The sequence below is a fragment of the Corynebacterium sp. ACRPO genome (assembly GCF_022347205.1).
Classification (GTDB): Bacteria; Actinomycetota; Actinomycetes; order Mycobacteriales; family Mycobacteriaceae; genus Corynebacterium.
Genome location: NZ_JAKRNE010000003.1, coordinates 1 through 18069 on the forward strand (window position 1 = coordinate 1; position 18069 = coordinate 18069).

Annotated in this window: 19 protein-coding genes; 4 read left to right on the forward strand and 15 right to left on the reverse strand. The window is 61.7% G+C overall.

Going from position 1 to position 18069, the window contains the following annotated elements; all coding sequences use genetic code 11:
* Nucleotides 1–87: 87 nt before the first annotated feature.
* The 5 genes from MHY22_RS03125 to upp form a co-directional block, all read right to left on the reverse strand.
* Nucleotides 88–474 carry a hypothetical protein gene (locus MHY22_RS03125; RefSeq protein WP_239278035.1) on the reverse strand — a complete coding sequence of 129 codons (387 nt, stop codon included), beginning with the start codon at nucleotides 472–474 and terminating at the stop codon, nucleotides 88–90.
* A gap of 225 nt (nucleotides 475–699) precedes the next feature.
* Nucleotides 700–2127: an NAD(P)H-quinone dehydrogenase gene (locus MHY22_RS03130; RefSeq protein ID WP_239278036.1), complete on the reverse strand. Its 1428-nt coding sequence runs from the start codon at nucleotides 2125–2127 to the stop codon at nucleotides 700–702.
* Nucleotides 2128–2197: 70 nt separating this feature from the next.
* Nucleotides 2198–3388, reverse strand: coding sequence for an amidohydrolase (locus tag MHY22_RS03135; RefSeq protein WP_239278037.1), 1191 nt, complete (start codon nucleotides 3386–3388; stop codon nucleotides 2198–2200).
* 93 nt (nucleotides 3389–3481) lie between these two features.
* Complete coding sequence (locus tag MHY22_RS03140) at nucleotides 3482–3856, reverse strand: helix-turn-helix domain-containing protein (RefSeq protein WP_239278038.1); 375 nt, start codon at nucleotides 3854–3856, stop codon at nucleotides 3482–3484.
* A gap of 47 nt (nucleotides 3857–3903) precedes the next feature.
* Nucleotides 3904–4539, reverse strand: coding sequence for a uracil phosphoribosyltransferase (gene upp / locus MHY22_RS03145; protein WP_049378022.1), 636 nt, complete (start codon nucleotides 4537–4539; stop codon nucleotides 3904–3906).
* Nucleotides 4540–4596: 57 nt separating this feature from the next.
* Between upp and MHY22_RS03150 the strand changes: the two genes are divergently transcribed.
* From MHY22_RS03150 to MHY22_RS03160, 3 genes are read left to right on the forward strand one after another with little or no spacing between them, the layout of a single operon-like run.
* Nucleotides 4597–4875, forward strand: coding sequence for a chemotaxis protein (locus MHY22_RS03150; protein WP_225745901.1), 279 nt, complete (start codon nucleotides 4597–4599; stop codon nucleotides 4873–4875).
* Nucleotides 4876–5820, forward strand: a complete 945-nt coding sequence (locus MHY22_RS03155) for a C40 family peptidase (protein WP_239278039.1) — start codon at nucleotides 4876–4878, stop codon at nucleotides 5818–5820.
* Nucleotides 5821–5871: 51 nt separating this feature from the next.
* Complete coding sequence (locus MHY22_RS03160) at nucleotides 5872–7110, forward strand: hypothetical protein (RefSeq protein WP_239278040.1); 1239 nt, start codon at nucleotides 5872–5874, stop codon at nucleotides 7108–7110.
* A 329-nt stretch (nucleotides 7111–7439) separates the two neighbouring features.
* On the opposite strand, the gene MHY22_RS03165 is transcribed toward MHY22_RS03160, so the two are convergent.
* From MHY22_RS03165 to MHY22_RS03175, 3 genes are read right to left on the reverse strand one after another with little or no spacing between them, the layout of a single operon-like run.
* On the reverse strand, nucleotides 7440–8471 hold the full coding sequence (locus MHY22_RS03165; RefSeq protein ID WP_239278041.1) for an alpha/beta hydrolase: 1032 nt from the start codon (nucleotides 8469–8471) through the stop codon (nucleotides 7440–7442).
* The gene (locus MHY22_RS03170) at nucleotides 8472–9149 is read right to left on the reverse strand and encodes a type 1 glutamine amidotransferase domain-containing protein (RefSeq protein ID WP_239278042.1); all 678 of its coding nucleotides are present in this window, start codon (nucleotides 9147–9149) and stop codon (nucleotides 8472–8474) included. It abuts the gene before it with no gap.
* Nucleotides 9150–9170: 21 nt separating this feature from the next.
* Entirely contained in the window at nucleotides 9171–10061 is an 891-nt protein-coding gene (locus tag MHY22_RS03175) for an adenosine deaminase (RefSeq protein WP_239278043.1), read from the reverse strand.
* A 39-nt stretch (nucleotides 10062–10100) separates the two neighbouring features.
* On the opposite strand from MHY22_RS03175, the gene MHY22_RS03180 reads away from it, so the two are divergent.
* A complete protein-coding gene (locus MHY22_RS03180) occupies nucleotides 10101–11306 on the forward strand; it encodes a D-alanyl-D-alanine carboxypeptidase family protein (RefSeq protein WP_239278044.1) in 1206 nt (401 codons plus the stop codon).
* On the opposite strand, the gene MHY22_RS03185 is transcribed toward MHY22_RS03180, so the two are convergent.
* The 7 genes from MHY22_RS03185 to MHY22_RS03215 form a co-directional block, all read right to left on the reverse strand.
* Entirely contained in the window at nucleotides 11269–12201 is a 933-nt protein-coding gene (locus MHY22_RS03185; protein WP_239278045.1) for an RDD family protein, read from the reverse strand. The two genes, MHY22_RS03180 and MHY22_RS03185, sit on opposite strands and share 38 nt — an antisense overlap.
* Before the next feature lie 56 nt (nucleotides 12202–12257).
* A complete protein-coding gene (locus MHY22_RS03190) occupies nucleotides 12258–13337 on the reverse strand; it encodes a YhjD/YihY/BrkB family envelope integrity protein (RefSeq protein WP_239278046.1) in 1080 nt (359 codons plus the stop codon).
* A gap of 102 nt (nucleotides 13338–13439) precedes the next feature.
* Nucleotides 13440–14465, reverse strand: coding sequence for a tryptophan--tRNA ligase (gene trpS / locus MHY22_RS03195; protein WP_005322617.1), 1026 nt, complete (start codon nucleotides 14463–14465; stop codon nucleotides 13440–13442).
* Nucleotides 14466–14582: 117 nt separating this feature from the next.
* Complete coding sequence (locus tag MHY22_RS03200) at nucleotides 14583–14774, reverse strand: hypothetical protein (RefSeq protein WP_005322618.1); 192 nt, start codon at nucleotides 14772–14774, stop codon at nucleotides 14583–14585.
* A 51-nt stretch (nucleotides 14775–14825) separates the two neighbouring features.
* Entirely contained in the window at nucleotides 14826–15809 is a 984-nt protein-coding gene (locus tag MHY22_RS03205) for a trimeric intracellular cation channel family protein (protein ID WP_239278047.1), read from the reverse strand.
* Nucleotides 15809–16726 (reverse strand): exodeoxyribonuclease III, encoded by a 918-nt coding sequence (locus MHY22_RS03210; RefSeq protein WP_239278048.1) that lies wholly within the window; start codon nucleotides 16724–16726, stop codon nucleotides 15809–15811. The genes MHY22_RS03205 and MHY22_RS03210 overlap by 1 nt, the downstream gene beginning before the upstream one ends.
* Nucleotides 16727–16747: 21 nt before the next feature.
* On the reverse strand, nucleotides 16748–18001 hold the full coding sequence (locus MHY22_RS03215) for an MFS transporter (protein WP_239278049.1): 1254 nt from the start codon (nucleotides 17999–18001) through the stop codon (nucleotides 16748–16750).
* Between the last annotated feature and the right edge of the window lie 68 nt (nucleotides 18002–18069).

Here is an 18069-nt window from a genome sequence, read left to right on the forward strand (position 1 = left end):
GCTTCTTTTCAATCGCATCAATCTTGGCCTTATCAGCCGGATCTCGTCGTGCCACAGTAGTCATTCTGGTCCATCTCCTCATGCGGGTTAGGTACCCACACACAAACCATCAGACACTCTCATTGGATAATCTCCTGCTAACTGGTCTGCCCAAAGATGTGAAGCGACTGCGTTATACAAGACAAACTCACTCAAGTCATCGCGGTATCGCATACCAGCCCCCACCACTTCATACCCAGCAAAAGCCAACCCAGCCTCGAAATCAACCTCGACGGCTATGACAGTATCGATGGCTAATTCATGACGCACAATAGCAACAACCGTGAACTGGGGTTCTTTCCAGGTTCCTTCGTGAAAGTAACGGTTGTCCGAGGCAGTGAAACTATCAAGACGCGGAGCCAAATATTCTTCGATCTTTGAAAGATCTAGCTCTGCAATACCGATGCCCTCGGACGCGCTAGGCTTGCCTGTCATGACCTGACCATAACACCTCGCTATTGCCAACAGAACGCGTTACAGCAACGCAACTGGGATGAATGTCCGCATCGAGTTTGCGGCGACACAGAACCTTTCGGCGAAGCGCAATGGGCAGTCAGTGCCCAGAATTAAACCTCCTTAGCTCAAGAATGACTCAAGGTTCTCTGAGCTAAGGAGGCTAATGCCACTTGGGAAAGGCGTCCTCAAAACGCAAAGGAAGCTTTACTCCAAATCGTCGTGGGCAACGAGGCGTCGTGCAGCCTCGGTGATGGTGCCCGACAGGGACGGGTATACGGCGAAGGAATCGGCCAGCTGGTTCACGGTGAGCTGGTTCGTCACGGCCATGGCAATGGGCAGAATGAGCTCGGAGGCGGTCGGCGCAACGATGACGCCACCGATAACGCGGCCAGAGGTGGCGCGGCAGAAGAGCTTGACAAAGCCGTGCTGCAGGGAACGCATCTTGGCTCGCGGGTTGGTATTGAGCGGCATGGTGATGGTGCGGGCGGCGACTTCGCCGGCCTCAATCTCTGCCTGGGTGAAACCGACGGCGGCGATTTCCGGACGGGTGAAGACGGCGTTGGCCACGGTCTTCAGGCGCAGCGGGGAAACGCCCTCACCCAGTGCGTGGTACATGGCTACGCGGCCCTGCATTGCGGCGACGGACGCCAATGGGAAGAGGTCAGAGCAGTCGCCAGCGGCGTAGATGCCGGCAATATTGGTGCGGGAGACGCGGTCGACCTGAATGTGGCCGGACTTGGCGGTTTCCACGCCGACATTCTCCAGCTTGAGGTCCTGGGTATTCGGGACAGAGCCGATGGACATGATGACGTGGGAGCCGGTGATTTCGCGGCCGTCCTGCGTGGTGACCAGGACGTTGCCATCCTCGGTGCGGTTGACGGTTTCCACGCGGCAGTTCTTTTCCAGTTCCACGCCGCGCTCGCTCAGCACGGTCTCGAGGACGTCGGCCGCATCGGCGTCGTCATGCGGCAAAATACGGTCGCGGGAGGCAACCATAGTGACCTTCACACCCAGCTCTGCAAAGGCGGAGACGAACTCCGCACCGGTCACACCAGAACCGACGACGATGAGGTGCTCCGGCAGCTCGGTGAGGTTATAAACCTGCTGCCAGGTAAGGATGCGCTCACCATCCGGCTGAGCGCCAGGGAGAATGCGAGGGGTGGCGCCGGTAGCTACCAAGACGAGGTCTGCGTTAATGGTTTCTTCGTGGCCGTCCTCGTTGAATACGGCAGTGACCTTATGGCCGCCGAAGGCATCGGCTTCCTGATCCTCTGGGAAGTAGCCGCGGCCATCGATAACGCGGGCGCCCAAGGATTCCACGGTGGCGCGAATATCGGAAGACTGCTTGCTTGCCAGGTCCTGCACGCGCTTATTGAGCGCGGTCAGGGATAGGTCGGCCTGGCCAATGCCCTGGTTAAGTTCCATGTCCTCGGCACGGCGCAGGTCGGTCTTAATATTGGCGCCGGCGATGAAAGACTTGGAAGGAACGCAGTCCAAGATAACGCTGTTACCGCCCATGCCTTGGTCTTCAATAATGGTGATTTCTGCACCATATTTGGCGCCTGCCAACGCGGCCTCATAGCCGGCCGGGCCGCCGCCGATGATGACGATTCGCTTGGTCTGGTTCAACACGCACATGCTCCTTTATCGGCTCCACTTTAAAAGTCGCTTACGAGTCTAACGTGTAGGACCTTAAAGCGCGTTAGTCTGTCTCCGCATTCTCGCCTATGAACTGCTCAACCACGGCGCCAAAGAGTTTGATGCCCACGCCGATGGCCCTCTCGTCGACGATAAGATCGCCCATGTGCAGGTCATGCTGCTCGCCTTCGCCGGACCAGCAGCCCAGCCGCGCCATGGAACCAGGGACCTTTTCCAGGTACCAAGAAAAGTCTTCGCCACCGGAGGACTGCGGGGCTTGCACGACGGCCTGCGGGTCGATGGATTGGGCGGCGGAGGCAAGCAGGGCGGTTGCGACGTCGTCGTTAAGCACTGGCGGAACACCGCGGTTGTAGGTCAGCTCATGCTCAACGCCAACCGGCGCGAGGATCTGTTCCACCAGCTCGGTAAAGAGGCTTTGCATATCGCGCCAGATGCCAATATCGGCCGTGCGCATGGTGCCGGTCAGGCTGCCGGTCTCCGGAATGGCATTGGGCGCGTAGCCCGAATTCACCTGGCCAAAGACCAAAACGGTGCCGGTGCGCGGGTCAACCCGGCGCGAGAGCAGCGCGGGTAGCTCGGTGATGACCTTGCCCAAGGCGTAGATGACGTCGGCGGAAAGGTGCGGGCGGGAAGTATGTCCGCCTGGGCCCTTGATATTGAGCTCCACCACGTCGGTAGCAGAAGTGATCGCCCCGGCACGGATACCGATGCGCCCCACGCGCAGCTTGGGCTCGGCGTGGATGGCAAAAATGGAATGCACACCTTCCAGCGCGCCCCATTCAATAACGTCGGTCGCACCGCCGACCCAGACCTCTTCGGCCGGTTGGAAGATGACGCGAATGCCCAGCGGAAGATCGTGGACGCGTTGGAAATCCGCCAATGCGCAAGCCAGACCGAGCGCCACGGTGGTGTGCACGTCGTGGCCGCAGGCATGCATCTTTCCGGGAACTTCGGAGGTATATTCCAAGCCAGTGACCTCCGTGACTGGCAAGGCGTCGATATCGGCGCGGAAGGCCAGCCGGCCTAGCTCCGTATCAGGCCCGATATCTACCATAAGGCCGGTCTGTGGAAAGCGCTGTGGCTGCAAGCCATAGTCCTGCAAGACGGTGGCCAGGAAATTGGTGGTTTCCACCTCGTGGTTCGCGGTTTCCGGGTGGCGGTGGATATGGCGCCGCCACGCGATGACCTCCGCACGGTGGGCATTGAACCACTCGTTGATGAATTCCGAGATCATCCGCGTGCCTTCCCTGTCGTTGAAATACGTCTGGGTGCAAAGTCTACAACTAGACCATGCGGTTCAGTAACTCAGGTGGTGATGCGGGGTGCGCTAGTTCAGGGCGCCGTTCCACGTGGCGGCAAACCGACGCCGGTCCACATAGCCTTGTGGGAAGGGCGCGACGTCCTCGGCAACGGCCACCGCGGAATCGGTCAAATGCCCTTCCACCACGTCCCCACCAGCCGGCAGCAACACCGCTGGCGGGATTTCTAGGGCCAAGGCCAGCTTATATACCGTAGACAGCTGCGGATCGGCCATGGCGTGCACGCCATTCTCGTTGCGCTCCAGATTGGAAATTTGGCTGCGAGAGACCCCAGAAATCTCCGCCAGCGCCTGCTGCGAAATCCCCCGACGCTGTCGCACCCGCCGCAATTGTTGCGAAAATCCGTGGCCGTAGCTCGACCACATTAGATGAATGAAACTCATATTCTCCCCCTGGAAAGTGCGGTCGCCTTTCCAGGGAGAAGATTACCTTAAAGGTCGATATTGCGCGGACCGTAGAGGCGGTCGCCGGCATCGCCCAAGCCCGGAACGATATAAGCATCCTCGTTGAGCGAAGGATCGATAGCGGCGGTGACTAGGCGCACCGGCAGATCGGATTCAGCCAGCGCATCCACACCCGGCTGCGCCGAGACCATGCAGATGGCGGTGATATCGGTGGCGCCGCGGCCAGCGAGCAGGCGCAATGCGTGCAGCAGGGAACCACCGGTGGCCAGCATTGGATCCACCACGAAAACCGTACGGCCGGTCAGGTCCTCCGGCAATGCCTCCAGGTACGGCACCGGCTCGTGCGTCTCTTCGTTGCGGGCCATGCCAATGAAGCCGACCTGCGCATCCGGAATCATAGACAGGGCCGGGTCCACCATGCCCAGCCCGGCGCGGATGATCGGCACGATGATGGGCGGGTCCTGCAGGCGGGTTCCCTGTGCGGTAGAAACCGGGGTGGCGCAGTCGAAGTTCTCCACGGCAAGGTCGCGGGATGCTTCATAGACAAGCATGGCGCCCAAGTCTTTCAGGGCGGCGCGGAAAGCGGAGTTATCGCTGCGCGCATCGCGCATGAGGGTAAGGCGGGAGGCGGCAAGCGGGTGGTCTACTACGTGGATGTCCATGACCACCACTTTAAACTTTTTGGGAACCAAATGGGCCATCGGGCAGTCCAATAGGGCATGAGACCTTTCACGATCGATACTGACTATGCCCGCCACCTCGCCCGCGACCTGCACGCCCAGTCCCAAGTGGAGAATCCGCCCCATCCAATTTTGCCTGAAGATTCCGCATTCACAGCTTTCAATGAGGCCGTGCATGCCGCGCTCGATAATGTGGGCGCGCGCATGAGCGTGCTGCGCAACGATATGGGGCAGGTTGCCCACTCCGGTTTCCAGATGTCGCGCGAAGCAGAAGACACCGATGCCTCACTAGGCCAGCACCTTGGGGCGGCGATGTAGATGCTCGATACCGCGCTCAAGCAGATTGCCACCATGCAACCGGCACAACTTCCGGAAGTTGAGCTTCCTCGCGTGCCGGATCTCTCCGCCGCCGAGCCTTTGGCCGCTATCGCCCACGGCAATCCCGCTCCCCTACTCGAATCGGCGAAAACTATCGATCTCGATAATGCAACCATCTCTGCCGCGCTCAGCCAGGCCCGCACCTTGGTAGCAGGCACCATCCGGGATCTAGTGGGCATCGCCACGCAGCTGGTGCGCCAGGCCCTGCCTACCGCGCTGGGTTTCCTGTCGCTGGATCCATCGGCGCGTGCCGCCGCTCTGGCTCAGCTTCGCGCGCTTATCTCCCAGCACTTGGGCATGGCCACTGCCCGCGTGCAGCGCTTGATGGGCGATCTCAGCGCGGCCGCTCAGTCCTTGCAGCCGGTAGCGCAGCGGCCGGTGCACTCCGCGCTTGCCGACGCCCCCTTAAGCCCCACCGGTGCCCAGCACTCCGCCGCTCTTCCAGAACAATCCGCGGCGGGCGCTGGTGCCGGCGCCGATGCTGCCGCACACGACGCGCCTTCTCCCCCGCCCGCACCTGAGCCTTCTGCCGAGGGTGATTCGGCCGCCGGGCAGGCCGCGGTCGCCGCGGCGAAGAGCCAAGTGGGACAGCCCTACGTGTGGGGCGGCACCGGAAACGGCGGCTTCGATTGCTCGGGCCTTACCCAATGGGCTTATTCGCAGGCCGGGGTGGACTTGCCGCGCACGGCGGACCAGCAGGCGGTTGGTCAGCAGGTCAGCGCGGATCAATTGCAGCCCGGTGACCTAGTGGTATGGGATGGGCACGTGGCAATGTATTCCGGCAATGGCGAAATCGTGGAGGCCGGAGACCCGGTGCAAACCAACCCGCTGCGCACCACAAATATGGGTATGCAATTCAAAGGCTTTTGGCGGCCCACGGCCTAAGGCCGGTGCGGCCTCGCGCGCTGCTTAGGGCGTTGGGTAGACTAAAACGCCATGAGCACCCGCGCAATTGTACCTGTAAAGCTCTCGCTGACCGAGGGCGATTTTTATACCCTCTGGGCACCCAAGTGGCGCCAACATGGCTCCGAGTGGCAGGCCTTTTTGGGCGACGACGAGGCCGTCCTAGCCTTTAACTCACCCGCCGAGCTGCTGTGCTTCGTGGAGTCTGACACTAAGCACGATTTGCTGGACCACCCGCAGTGGGACCAGTTTGCTGGCCGCGATGCGGACCGCGTTACCCCGGCCGAGCGCGATGAGTATGACCTCATCGGCATGCCGGAGGCGCTGGCTGGTCGCCCGAGCCACCGGAACGTATCCACGGTGGCCCGCAACCTGGAGATGGCCTCTGCGCTTGCCGACGTCGCCGGTGCAGAGCACACCACCATCTTCTTCGCCTCCCACTCCATCCTGCGCAATGTCTCTCGCGGCGCCGACCACTACTCCGGCGAACAGGGCATGAGCGAGTGGTCCGGCGTGGGCCACGTCATCGCCGGCAACTGGAAGAAGGTCATCGAGGACCTGGATGAGCACGTCCGCGTGGTCTCCAGCGATGACTTTGATGCGGCCAAGGTTTCCGATGCCAAGGAGCGCATCTCTTCTGCTGCTGCCGCCTCCGCTGCAGCGGCCAAGGAAGCCGAGGAAAAGCGCAAGGCCGCCGCCGAGGCCGCTGACCCGTACGATAACTCCCCGTGGGCCGCGGCCGGCATCGATCCCATCAAGATCACCGCGCAGTCCAAGTCCGTCTACACCCTGCGCACCTACCTGGACCGCAAGCCCATCTTCTTGGGCAAGTGGGGCGAGATCTTCACCTTCGATTCCCCGAAGACCCTCGTGCGCTGGATCATGGACAACGATGACCACGACCTGGCACGCGTATCCACCTGGGAAGAGGTTGTCGCCGCCGCTAATGCCGGCGAGCTAGAAGTTCAGGTCCACCCGGATAACCAGTACTCCTTCAACGGCATCGTGCGCGATATCGAAAAGGGCCCAGAGGCCGTCGATTCCGATCAGATGGCGCGCTGCTATGAGGTATGCGCCGATGCTGCCGACTGGGCCGGGGACGATTCCATTAACTCCTATATGCTGGCCAACCCGCGCCTGCAGGACTACTTGGGCTACATGCTCGGCTCCACCGAGCACGCCGGCTACGTACCGTCCAAGCCATATAACGAGCACGCCGAGTCTTGGAAGGGCTTGGAGGATATGCTCATCAAGCGCTTCTCTAAGTTCTAAACCCACACGGTTCGCACGACCCCGGCCGCGCGTAGCACATCAGCCGCCCCCGCCATTGTCCCACTGCACAGCAGCTGGACGGTGAGGGGGCGGCTTTTGTGTCTAGTCGCTGCGTGCTTCTTCCTCTTGGCGTCGGGTCCGGTCGCGCATGTATTTATCGAAAATCAGCCACACTATCCCCAAACTGAGTCCAATAATGGAGCGGCCTAGAGTCCCTATTCCAAAGACTCCGCCCAGAATCAGACCGAGAACAATCACGCTGGCGAAAGTTACGACCCACGACACGTGCGTGTTGTATTTCATCGCTCGTGCTCCCTTAGTACGTGACTTTAGAGGTGGCGGCGAAGGTGGTCAATGAGGGCGTCGATAAGCTCGCGCGATTGTGGCGCCTTGGGTTTAATCTGGTCGAAGCCGTGGTAGGCGCCGGCCCACACGTCGAGGGTGGTATCCACGCCGGCTGCGTCGAGGGCTTGGGCAAAGGCCACGGATTCATCGCAGAAGAGGTCGATGCCGCCCACCCCGATCCACGTCGGCGGCAAGCCGGAAAGATCACTGCGCGTGGCTGGCGAAGCATAAGGCGGCAGGTCAACATCCAAGTGGTCATCTCCCAGGTACATGGACCACGCGCCGCGGTTCGGGCCCGCCGTCCAGATGAATTGGCCCACCGCACCGGACTTATCCGTGGTGCGGTGATCCAGCATGGGATAGACCAAGCCGAGCGCGCGGACCGGATGGCCCTCATCAAAGGCACGCTGCACCAGACCCGCGGCGAGGCCGCCGCCGGCGCTATCGCCAGCGACCGCGATGCGCGAGGTATCCCCGCCCAGCTTATCGCCGTGTTCTTGCACCCAACGCAGCGCGGCGTAGCACTCATCATGGTCCGCGGGGAACGGCTCCTGGGTGGATTTGTGGTAGCGCGGGGCCACCACGATGGCACCGAGCTCGGACGCCATGCGGGCATTCTGCGGGTCATACATGGCCGGGCCGCCGATGAGATGGCCGCCGCCGTGCGTCCACACCACCACGGGGCGCGGCCCAGCGGTGGCTGTGCCCTGGGAATCGCCGCGTGGGGTAAGCACGCGGGCGCTAAAGGCGTGGCCATCGAAGGAAGCGGAGAACTCCGTAATATCCACCGCGTGCCGCACCGGACGGGAGAAATCGATGCTGGCAAAGAAGCGGCTGGCGCGGGCAAAGGTGGCGTCGGCAAGCAAATGCATCGGCAGGTACAGAACCGGGCTGCGCAGGCCCGGTGCCACCTCACGCAGGTACGGCCGGCGGCTGAGCGCATACGCCGCCATGCCCGCGGCCCCGGCCACTCCTGTCAGGGCAGTCCCGGCCTTGAGGATTCGCGGGATGCGCATTTAGAAATCGCGCAGAATGCGCTGTGCCAGCGGCTCAGAGGAAGCCGGGTTCTGGCCGGTGTACAGGTTGCGATCCACGATGACGTTCGGGGACATCGGATCGGTCTCCTGGTAATCCGCGCCGAGCTCGCGCAGGCGGGTCTCCAATGCCCACTTAGCGGCGGCGACCATCTCCTCGCCTTCCTCGGCATTGCTAAAGGCGGTCATCTTGTAGCCTTTGAACGGCCAATTTTCGTTATCCAATGCCAATAGCGCGGCTGGGGCGTGGCAAACGAGGCCGAGCGCGCGGCCGGAATCCATACGCGCCTGAATCAACTTGGCAGAATCCTGATCGTAGGCAAGATCCTCCATCGGCCCGTGGCCGCCTGGGTAGAAAATGAGGTCATAGTCTTCCTCATTGACATCGGCCAGGTTCATCGGGTTCTCCAGCGCTACGCCTAACTCTGCCAGGTAATTTTCCTGCGCCATGCGCACGTTATCGGGCAGCACCTCCAGGCTGTACTCATCTACGACGGGAGCCTTCGCCCCCGGGGTGGCGAAGTGGATATCCCAGCCTGCGCCCTGGAAGACGCGGTGCGGGGCAATAAGCTCCTCGGCCCAATAGCCGGTCGGGCGCTTGGTGCCATCGGCCAGTGTCCATTCCTCAGCAGCGGTAACAACAAAAAGTACGGAAGGCATGTAATTCTCCTTTAATCGTTTCTATTCTTCAGCGGCGTCTGCAGCATCTGCGAGGGACCCTTCCGTGTCCGGGCCAGCAAGCTCCGGATCAGATAGTTCCTCGTATGCTGGCAAGATAACCGTTTCTAGCAGATGCTGCCGTAATTCCTGGTCAGCGAAGGAATTCTCCACCGCTTTGACGGTAAGATCGAAAAATTCCTCCAGCCCGTAGCCAAAAGTCTCACTCAGCGCAAGGAACTGCTTGGTCAAGGTAGTCGCGCCCGAGGAAATGGTGCAGGTAAAACCCAACTGTTGCAGCAGTGGCAGTGGGTGGTCGGTCAGCTCCTCGGCCTCCTCTAGTGGGGTAAAGACCAGGGGAATATGACGGTCGCGGATGTAGCCAGAGGCCTTACCCGGTACGATGCCTTCAATATTCGCAGTGAAGTCATCGATCATATTCACCGGGTGGATAAGGCGGTTCACGCCGGCCTGGACGGCGCGCTCTACTTCTGCAAAGTCCTCGCCCACGTGAATCTGGGTGGGCAGGTATGCGGCGCGGAAGTCTGCGGCCGCGTCCGCTTGGTCCTGGGGCAGGTTGTAGCCCACCACGGGGGCGTCGTCAGGCACTACTGCCTCAGGGGCCGTGCCGGCCAGCACAATGCGGGAGTCGAGGGAAGGAATGCGGGCTGCACCGGCGGCTTCGACAACCGCGGTAGTGTCTAGGCCGATCTCTGCTGGATCCAGGTGCAGTTCCGCATAGACCACACCATCGGCGGCCAAGGCTTCGTAGCGCTCACGGATGGTCGCGGTAAGTTCCTCCGGCGCGGTGGCCGTGGAGTTAATGGTCTCAAAGAGGGAGACCTTAGGCAGCTTGGCCACCAGGTCGGCGGCGGAGTCCTTGTTTTCAGGGCTAATCAAAGGCGCGTCATGCATGCGTCCCATCGTAGGCACGGGCCTAAGATGTGTCATGTCATGAAAAGAATTATCGCTAGTTCCCTCGTTACCGTCCTGCTCAGCGGCGCACCGCTCACGCTGGCGGAAGAGCCGGAAACTCCTACCACCACGCGCACCACCGCCCCGGATACCGATAAGTGCCCGCACGCCGAGCGCCCGGAAAAGGCCACCACCACCTCGGAGCGCTTGGCCCCTGGGCAAGCCTCACCCACCCCGCTGCCACCGGTGGACAGCGATGAGCCCTGCGGCACCACCCTGCCCGAAGGGTTCAAGGTGGATAAAGATGTGGTAGCTGCGGCGTGGATGGTCTCCGATATCGACACCGGCGAAATCATCGCGATGAAGGACCCTAACGGCCGCTACCGGCCGGCCTCCATCATCAAGGCACTGCTGGCGCTGGTGGTCATCGACGAACTGGATCTGCACCAGAAGGTCGAGGTGGGCGAAGAATCGGCGCAGATTGATGGCTCGGCGGTAGGCATCGGCCCGGGCGGCACGTACACGGTGGAACAGCTTTTGCAGGGCTTGCTCATGGCCTCTGGCAACGATGCCGCGCACGCCCTGGCGCAGGAATTGGGCGGCGACGAGGCCACGCTGCGCAAGGTCAATGACAAGGCGGCCGAGATCGGCACGAATTCCACTTATGCGGCCAGCTACTCCGGGCTCGATGCCCCGGGCATGTCTACCTCGGCCGAGGATATTTCCCGCATTTACCGCGCGGCTTTCCATAACCCGACCTTCGCGCGGATTGTGGATACGGAGTCCGTGGAGTTCCCCGGCTGGGGCGACCTTGATGGTTACCAATTAGGCAACGATAACGGGCTCTTCCTCAATGATCCGGACGGCATTGGTGGCAAGACGGGCTTTACCGATGACGCGCACCATACCTTCGTCGGCGCGCTCGACCGCCATGGCCGGCGGCTGCAGGCGGTGCTGCTCGATACCACCGTGGAGCACGGCCCGCGCGCGTGGGAGCAGGCCCAGAAGCTGCTGCACGAGGCCTATAAGGTGCATCCCGGGGATGGTGTAGGGCATTTGCTTGCCGACGCCCATTCCGACGCCAACTCCCCTGCGTCCCCTGCGGCAACGCCGGCGCCCGATGCCCAGGCGCAATCCGCGAACTCTTCCTTGGACGGGGTGCAGGGCTGGCTCGGCTGGGTTATCGCCGGCGCCGTAGTGTTGCTGGCTATGTGCGTGGGTGCTTTTTCACTACTTCGGCGTTAGCCCACTCATCGTGGGTGCCGCGGCGGTTATTCTTCTCCGAAATGGTGAAGGTATGCACGCCGGCGCCCACCCAGCTGGCGAACGTACCGGGGCCCGGCACGATATTGACTAGGCGCCACCACTGGCGCTTAGCGGACTGGGTGAGGCTAAGCCGCTCTTTGGTGTCGACATCGCGCACCGTGTAGCCCATCAGCAGCTTGGCCGGGCTGGCGCCGAGCCAACACTCGGTGCCCAAAACATAGAGCAGCAAGAGAATGGCGCCGCCAATAAACGTCGAAAGCTCATCCACACCGCCGGAGAGCAGCGCGACGCCGAAGCTACCGCTGATGAGTGAGAAAAAGAATAGGTCCAAAATGGCCATGCCGATGCGCGCATCTTGACCGGCGCGCTGGCTAATTTCGGCCGCTGGGTGTTGTAGCAGCGGTGCGGGGACGGCCGCGTTCGCCGTTGCCGGCGGGAATGGATTGTGCTGCGGGTCAAAGGGATTACGCGAATAGGGCGACCCATAGGGGCTCGCGGTCTGCGCAGATCGTGGTTCTTGCTGAGCATGACGGCCTGGCGCCGCCGCCTGACCGGGCTGGAAAGACTGAGCCTGCTGCTGGGACTGCTGTGGCCGCGGGTTCCACTGTCCTACCGCGCCCAGCTGCCCTAGGTCTCCCCAGGTGGGGCGCACTCCCGCCGCGCACGCCTTATCGTATTCCGCCCGCTTGGCAGCAGAGCCCAAGACGCTGGCAGCGATGCGCAGCTGCGCGCGCCGCGGATCTTCAATGTCTTGGCCTTGCTGCTCTAGCGATAAATCCTTGGACTCCAGTAAGACTAAGAGTTCCCGCTCGCCATCGCGGCGGTCTAGTCCCCATTCTTCATAAAGATTCGGTGCGATGTCATTGGCGTTCATAATGATTCATCCTAAAGCTAAACGACCGCTGCGTCCTCACCCCTAAGGAGGAGATTTTACTTACGGCGCAACAAGCTCCATGCGCCCACGGCCGCAGCACCCAATGCGGCACCGACGCCGAAGGTCGCACCTGCAGGCGCGCCTTCCTTGACCTCGTTGCGGACGCGAATAACGGCCGGCTCTGGGACCGGCGGGTGAGCGTACTTCAGGGACTCGGCGGTGGTGGCGGTCCACGCGGAGACGTACAGCACCACGCGCCAAATCAGATACATGACCACCATGAGCACGATGACGGGGCCGAAGACCGCGCCGGCAGGGCTGCCGGTAGCAGAGGACATGATGAGCGTGGACAGCTGCTTGAGCAGCTCAAAAGCCACGGCACCAATGGCCGCGCCGATAAGGCCGGACTTCTTCGGCACCTTGGTGCGCGGCAGGATCATAATCAGCCACCACATGACGATGAGGTTGGCCAGAAGGCCCACTGCCAAGCCGACAAAGAAAATAACCGAGTCCATGCCCGGGAAGGACTCGATTCCTACGCGCTCAAAGATTTTCTGGGTAAGGCCGGAGGACCCGGCGGCGGTGACGCCAAAGGCGATGAGGAATGCCACGATAAGGCCAATGAGGCCCACCAGGTCAGACAACTTCTTCTTCAAGAAGGAACCGCCCTCGTTGGCATCGATGCCCCACATGGCCGAGATACCGATGCGCAGGTTATTCATCCATCCCAGGCCGGACCACAGGGTGGTCAAACCACCGATACCGAACATGGCGCCGCGTTGGTCAATGGCGGTATCGAGGATTTTGTTAACCGTATCGCCCATATCGCCATCGATAGAACTGGTGATATGGGATTGCAGATCATTGAGCAGGTCCTCGCGGTTAGCCAAGACGGCGGCGACGGTGGCCACGATCAGCATGGCAAGCGGGAAGATGGAGAGCACCGAATAATAGGTGATGCCGGCGGCAAACTGGTTGCCGCCTTCGGCACCGTAGCGCTCGTTCATGCGCATGAGGTGGTCAACGAATCCGGACTTGGAGCGAATCTTATCTACCGCACCGGGATCGTCGGCATTGGCGCGTTCGATGCCGTAGTGGTCCGTCTTCTTCGAGGAGGATTGCGTGGTGGTAGGCACGTGCTTCCCTTCTTGCTCGCACAGTTTTTATCCCACCTAGAGTAACTGGCAAACCCCCACTTGTCCCTTTGTGGGGTGGGGCACGGGGGAAGCGGCCGCTTGCTACTTGCGCAGGCGGGGAAGGAAGCCGACCTTTTCATAAACGGCGTCGACAAGCGGCTGCGCAATCTCTTGCGCCGTCTCCGCGCCCTGCGCCAGGATGCGCTCGAGCTCGCCGCGGTCCGCCATCAACTCGTCATAGCGCGCCTTGAGCGGAGTGGTAAATTCCTGCAGCGCGTCGGCGGTATCGACCTTGAGGTGGCCGTAGCCCTGGCCGGCGTACTTTTCCACCAAGGAATCGATGGATTCACCGGTGAGCGCAGACTGGATGACCAGCAGGTTGGACACACCCGGCTGGTTATCGCGGTCGAAGGCCACCGAGCCCAAGTCATCCGTCACGGCGGACTTGATGCGCTTAGCCGAGGTCTTCGGCGCATCGAGCAGGTTGACCAGTCCCTTCGGGTTAGCGCCAGACTTGGACATCTTGGACGTCGGCTCCTGCAGGTCATAAATCTTTGCCGCACCCTCCGGGATGAATGGCTCCGGTACCTTGAAGGTCTCGCCGTACTTATTGTTGAAGCGCTCGGCCAGGTTGCGGGTCAGCTCCAGGTGCTGGCGCTGATCCTCGCCCACCGGCACATAATCCGGCGAGTAGAGCAAGATATCGGAGGCCATGAGGATCGGGTAGGTAAATAGGCCCACCGAGGTGCGATCCGAGCCCTGCTTGGCGGACTTATCCTTGAACTGGGTCATGCGGGAGGCCTCGCCAAAGCCGGTGAGGCACTGCAGTACCCAGGTCAGCTCCGCGTGGGCGGGCACGTGCGACTGCACGAAGAGCGTGGACTTTTCCGGGTCAATGCCCAAGGCAATGAGCTGTGCGGCACCCGCGATGGTGCGGTTGCGCAGCTCCTCCGGATTTTGCTCCACGGTGATCGCGTGCAGGTCAGGGATGAAGTAGAAGGCGTCATAGCCGTCCTGCAGGTCAATCCACTGCTTGAGCGCTCCCAGGTAATTACCCAGGTGATAGGAATCAGCGGTGGGTTGGATACCGGACAGGACGCGGGAAACGGTGGAATTGTCTGCAGTCATGGTGCCTTATCCTACCCCCTAGCCTCGCCGCGCGGTTCACATCCTTCCCCGGCGCCGCCTGAGCGAAGGATCGAAAAATCCCCTGCCCGATTAGGCAGGGGATGCGGCGCAAGGATGTTAGAGCTTGCGGGAGGTGGGGCTGACTACGTCCATCAGGATGGCCCAACCGGATACCATCAGCGCGCCGCCCACGCCCATGAGCACGATGGGGCCGAGGAAAGCGAAGGACGGACCAACAACGGTCCACCACCAGATGCTCAGGCCGAGGATTACAGCGCCGAGGACGAAAGAAATAATTGCGCGAGCCATGAACTTTCTCCGTTGCAGATTACTGAATTTTTTGACCTACCCATAGTAGCACTACTGCTTGTGTTTGGGTGCCTTGCGCTTGCCGACGTCCCCCTTATTGAAGCTCCACTGCTGCTCCACGTTTACTCCCCGTGCCCCTGGCGAGTGCCGGCCGCTCGGCCGCGTAATCGACTGCCGCTTCGGCCGGCGCGCGATGCGGTTGCTCGACATATCGCTGTAGTCCGTTCCTTCGGTCGCGGTAGAAAACGCTCGAGACTTGTTCCTGAAGGTGCGGCTCAAGGGTCGGCTAAGCGGCCGGGTCAGCGGGCGCGTGATCGGGCTGGCATAGCGCGTGGCCGCACCCGCCTTGCGCTTGGCCTTGCGGGCGCCATCGCGCACGATGCGCGCGGACAAACGCAGTCGCGGGTCCATCTGCTGCTCGGCATCGCGATATTCAAAGACGGGCAGGCCTTTCTTGAAGTAGATCGCGGCCAAGCGGGCAATAAAGCACACGGAGGCGGTGATAATCGCGGTCGGTTCCTCGGCCAGGCCACTGTGGTACAGCGCCATAAATAGCGCCGCGGCCAACAGCGAGATGGCGGCATAATACTCGCCGGAAAAGACCAGTGGGATGCGATCTGAAAGCAGGTCACGCAGCACGCCACCAAAGACGCCAGAAATCACCGCAGACACCGAGGTAATGATGAACCCGTGGCCCAAGTGGACCGCGATTTGGGTGCCCAGCACCGAAAAGACCGCAAGCCCCAGCGCATCCAGGATGAGGAAGAGGTGGCGGAAGTAGTGCATGAGGAAGGACATGCCCACCGTCACCACAGCCGCCACGATGACGATCACCAAATAGATGGGGTGCTCAACCCAGGTAAAGGGAGGATCATCGAGGATCATATCGCGCACCGTGCCGCCGCCCAGCGCCGTCATGGAGGCGATCATGGTGACGCCAAAAAGGTCGAGCTTTTGGCGGCCGGCGGACAATGCGGCGGTCATGGACTCGGCCGTAATACCAACTACATACAGGACGCTAAATAGTGGCGTCATCAGCGGTACTCCACCAGCAGTGGGGAATGGTCGGACCAGCGCTGCTCCACGGTAGGAGCTTTATCCACCCAGGTGCGCTGCGCGCGCTCCAGCATCGGGCGGGTGGCCGCCTGGTAATCGATGCGCCACCCGGCGTTGTTATTAAACGCCTGGCCGCGGTAGGTCCACCAGGTATAAGGACCATCTTCGTCCGGGTGCAGGCGGCGGGCGACGTCGAACCACTGCGGATCTGCGGCCGGGGACCACGGCTCGCCGCCGGCGTACTCGACCACACCCTGCCACTGACCCAGGTTCTTCTTTTCCTGCGGCTTGTCATCCGGGAACGCGCCAAAGACGTGATCCATGAAGGCGCGCTCCTCCGGCAGGTGGCCGGCCTTCTTTTCGTTGGCCTTATTATTTTTCAGGTCCTGGGCGCGGTGGCAGATATTCCAGTCGCCGCCGATGACCATGTCGGCGGGGCTGCCATCGGAGTTCGTCCGCGCCGCGTTCTTCGCCAGAATTTCCTGGAACTCGTCCAAGAAGCGGTACTTTTCATCCAACTTCGGCGAACCGGTATCGCCGGAAGGCAAGTACAAGGAGGCGACGCGAATATCGCGGGTGGTAGCCGCAATCCAGCGGCCGGCGTCGCTAAAGGAGCCGAAGCCCACTTCGACGTCGGCAAGCGGGGTGCGAGACAGGATACCGACGCCGGCGCGGCCCTTTGCGGCGGCGTCGGCAAGCGCCAAGTGCCATCCCGCCTCTAGGGCCGGGGCCAAGGCCTTTTCGGCCTGCTCCGGGGTTGCGCGCACCTCTTGCATGAGCACGATTTCGGCCGGAGTCTCCTCTAGCCAGGCGTTCATACCGGGGTTATTTTCATTGCGCTGCTTGCACGCAGCGCGGATTCCGTTGACGTTAACGCTCGCGATGGTAAGGGTCATGCCAACAGCATATCGGTATGCCTAGGCGCGGCGAGCAAGACGCTTTTTATCCCACATCGTTGCAGCCCACACCAGGCAACCCGCAGCCGCCAGGGCCGCACCGGCCAGCGCCGGGGCGGAGTAGCCCAAGCCGGCACCCACGACGGCGCCGCCAATGGTCGCACCGGCCGCATTCGCGATGTTGAGCGCGGACTGGTTCAGGGCTGCGGCCAGAGTCTGGGCGTCGCCAGCCACATGCACCAAGCGCAGCTGCAGCGAAGGAACCAAGGTGGAGCCCATAAACGCCACGCAGCCAAAGCACAAGGTAGCGGGGATGGCATGGCCGGAGAGGAAGTAGAAGGCCGTCAGGATAACGATGAGGCAGGCCAAGGCAAAGATAATGCCAAACTCCAGGTTGCGGTCAGCCAGCCAGCCGCCAAAGGCATTGCCGATGGTCATGCCGATGCCATAGGCCATGAGCACCACCCAGATGAGGCTCTGGTCCATGCCGGCGACCTCGGTCATGGTCCACGAAATATAGGTATAGACGGAGAACATGCCGCCAAAGCCGACCACGCCCATGATGATGGTGAACCACACCTGGCTGTTTTTGAACGCACCAAATTCGGTGCGGATATCGGTCTGCTTCATCTCCGTCATGTGCGGCATCAGGAAGAACAACGCAATGGCGGTGACAATGCCCAAGGCCACGACCACCAGGTAGGCCGCCTGCCAGCCCAGCGCGGAGCCGAGGGCTTGGGCGGCCGGCACACCAATCACCGTGGCGATGGCCAGGCCCATGCCCACATAAGCCATGGCTTTGCCGCGGCCGCCTGGGGGCGCCATGGATGCGGCAGAAAGGTTAGCCACGGAGAAATAAGCGCCGTGCGGCATGCCCGCAATAAAGCGCGCGACCATGAGGATGGCGTAGTTCGGTGCCAAGACCGAAAGGAGGTTACCCACCACGAGGAAGCCGATGAGCAGCAGGATGAGCCGGCGGCGCGGCAGCTTGCCGGTAAAAGCCGCAATCAACGGGGCACCGACCACCACGCCCATCGCATAGATGGTGATGAGCGTGGAGGCGTTTTCTTCCGAAACGCCAAAATCATCTGCAATAAGCGGCAGCAGGCCCATAGACACGAACTCCGTCGTGCCGATGGCAAACGCGCCCAGGGCCATGGCCACCATGACGATGGCGCGGCGACGGGCAGTAATCTCCGTTTGCAACGGCAGCGGGCGGCGGCGAACGCGGTGTTCGCGTGCGCTGCGCGGGCTTAGCTCATCGATGATTTTCATGGAGAGTGAGGGTACACCCCGTCTGCGCCGGTGGCATGCCCGCAGCGGGGGCTCGTGAATATCTCCAC

Excerpts from the sequence above, each read along its gene's own strand:
- MHY22_RS03200 (WP_005322618.1), bottom strand. The coding sequence starts at position 14,774 with ATGGCTCGCGCAATTATTTCTTTCGTCCTCGGCGCTGTAATCCTCGGC.
- MHY22_RS03205 (WP_239278047.1), bottom strand. The coding sequence starts at position 15,809 with ATGACGCCACTATTTAGCGTCCTGTATGTAGTTGGTATTACGGCCGAG.
- MHY22_RS03185 (WP_239278045.1), bottom strand. The coding sequence starts at position 12,201 with ATGAACGCCAATGACATCGCACCGAATCTTTATGAAGAATGGGGACTA.
- MHY22_RS03175 (WP_239278043.1), bottom strand. The coding sequence starts at position 10,061 with ATGCATGACGCGCCTTTGATTAGCCCTGAAAACAAGGACTCCGCCGCC.
- MHY22_RS03210 (WP_239278048.1), bottom strand. The coding sequence starts at position 16,726 with ATGACCCTTACCATCGCGAGCGTTAACGTCAACGGAATCCGCGCTGCG.
- trpS (WP_005322617.1), bottom strand. The coding sequence starts at position 14,465 with ATGACTGCAGACAATTCCACCGTTTCCCGCGTCCTGTCCGGTATCCAA.
- MHY22_RS03170 (WP_239278042.1), bottom strand. The coding sequence starts at position 9,149 with ATGCCTTCCGTACTTTTTGTTGTTACCGCTGCTGAGGAATGGACACTG.
- MHY22_RS03140 (WP_239278038.1), bottom strand. The coding sequence starts at position 3,856 with ATGAGTTTCATTCATCTAATGTGGTCGAGCTACGGCCACGGATTTTCG.
- MHY22_RS03165 (WP_239278041.1), bottom strand. The coding sequence starts at position 8,471 with ATGCGCATCCCGCGAATCCTCAAGGCCGGGACTGCCCTGACAGGAGTG.
- MHY22_RS03125 (WP_239278035.1), bottom strand. The coding sequence starts at position 474 with ATGACAGGCAAGCCTAGCGCGTCCGAGGGCATCGGTATTGCAGAGCTA.
- upp (WP_049378022.1), bottom strand. The coding sequence starts at position 4,539 with ATGGACATCCACGTAGTAGACCACCCGCTTGCCGCCTCCCGCCTTACC.
- MHY22_RS03160 (WP_239278040.1), top strand. The coding sequence starts at position 5,872 with ATGAGCACCCGCGCAATTGTACCTGTAAAGCTCTCGCTGACCGAGGGC.
- MHY22_RS03150 (WP_225745901.1), top strand. The coding sequence starts at position 4,597 with ATGAGACCTTTCACGATCGATACTGACTATGCCCGCCACCTCGCCCGC.
- MHY22_RS03180 (WP_239278044.1), top strand. The coding sequence starts at position 10,101 with ATGAAAAGAATTATCGCTAGTTCCCTCGTTACCGTCCTGCTCAGCGGC.
- MHY22_RS03155 (WP_239278039.1), top strand. The coding sequence starts at position 4,876 with ATGCTCGATACCGCGCTCAAGCAGATTGCCACCATGCAACCGGCACAA.
- MHY22_RS03135 (WP_239278037.1), bottom strand. The coding sequence starts at position 3,388 with ATGATCTCGGAATTCATCAACGAGTGGTTCAATGCCCACCGTGCGGAG.
- MHY22_RS03215 (WP_239278049.1), bottom strand. The coding sequence starts at position 18,001 with ATGAAAATCATCGATGAGCTAAGCCCGCGCAGCGCACGCGAACACCGC.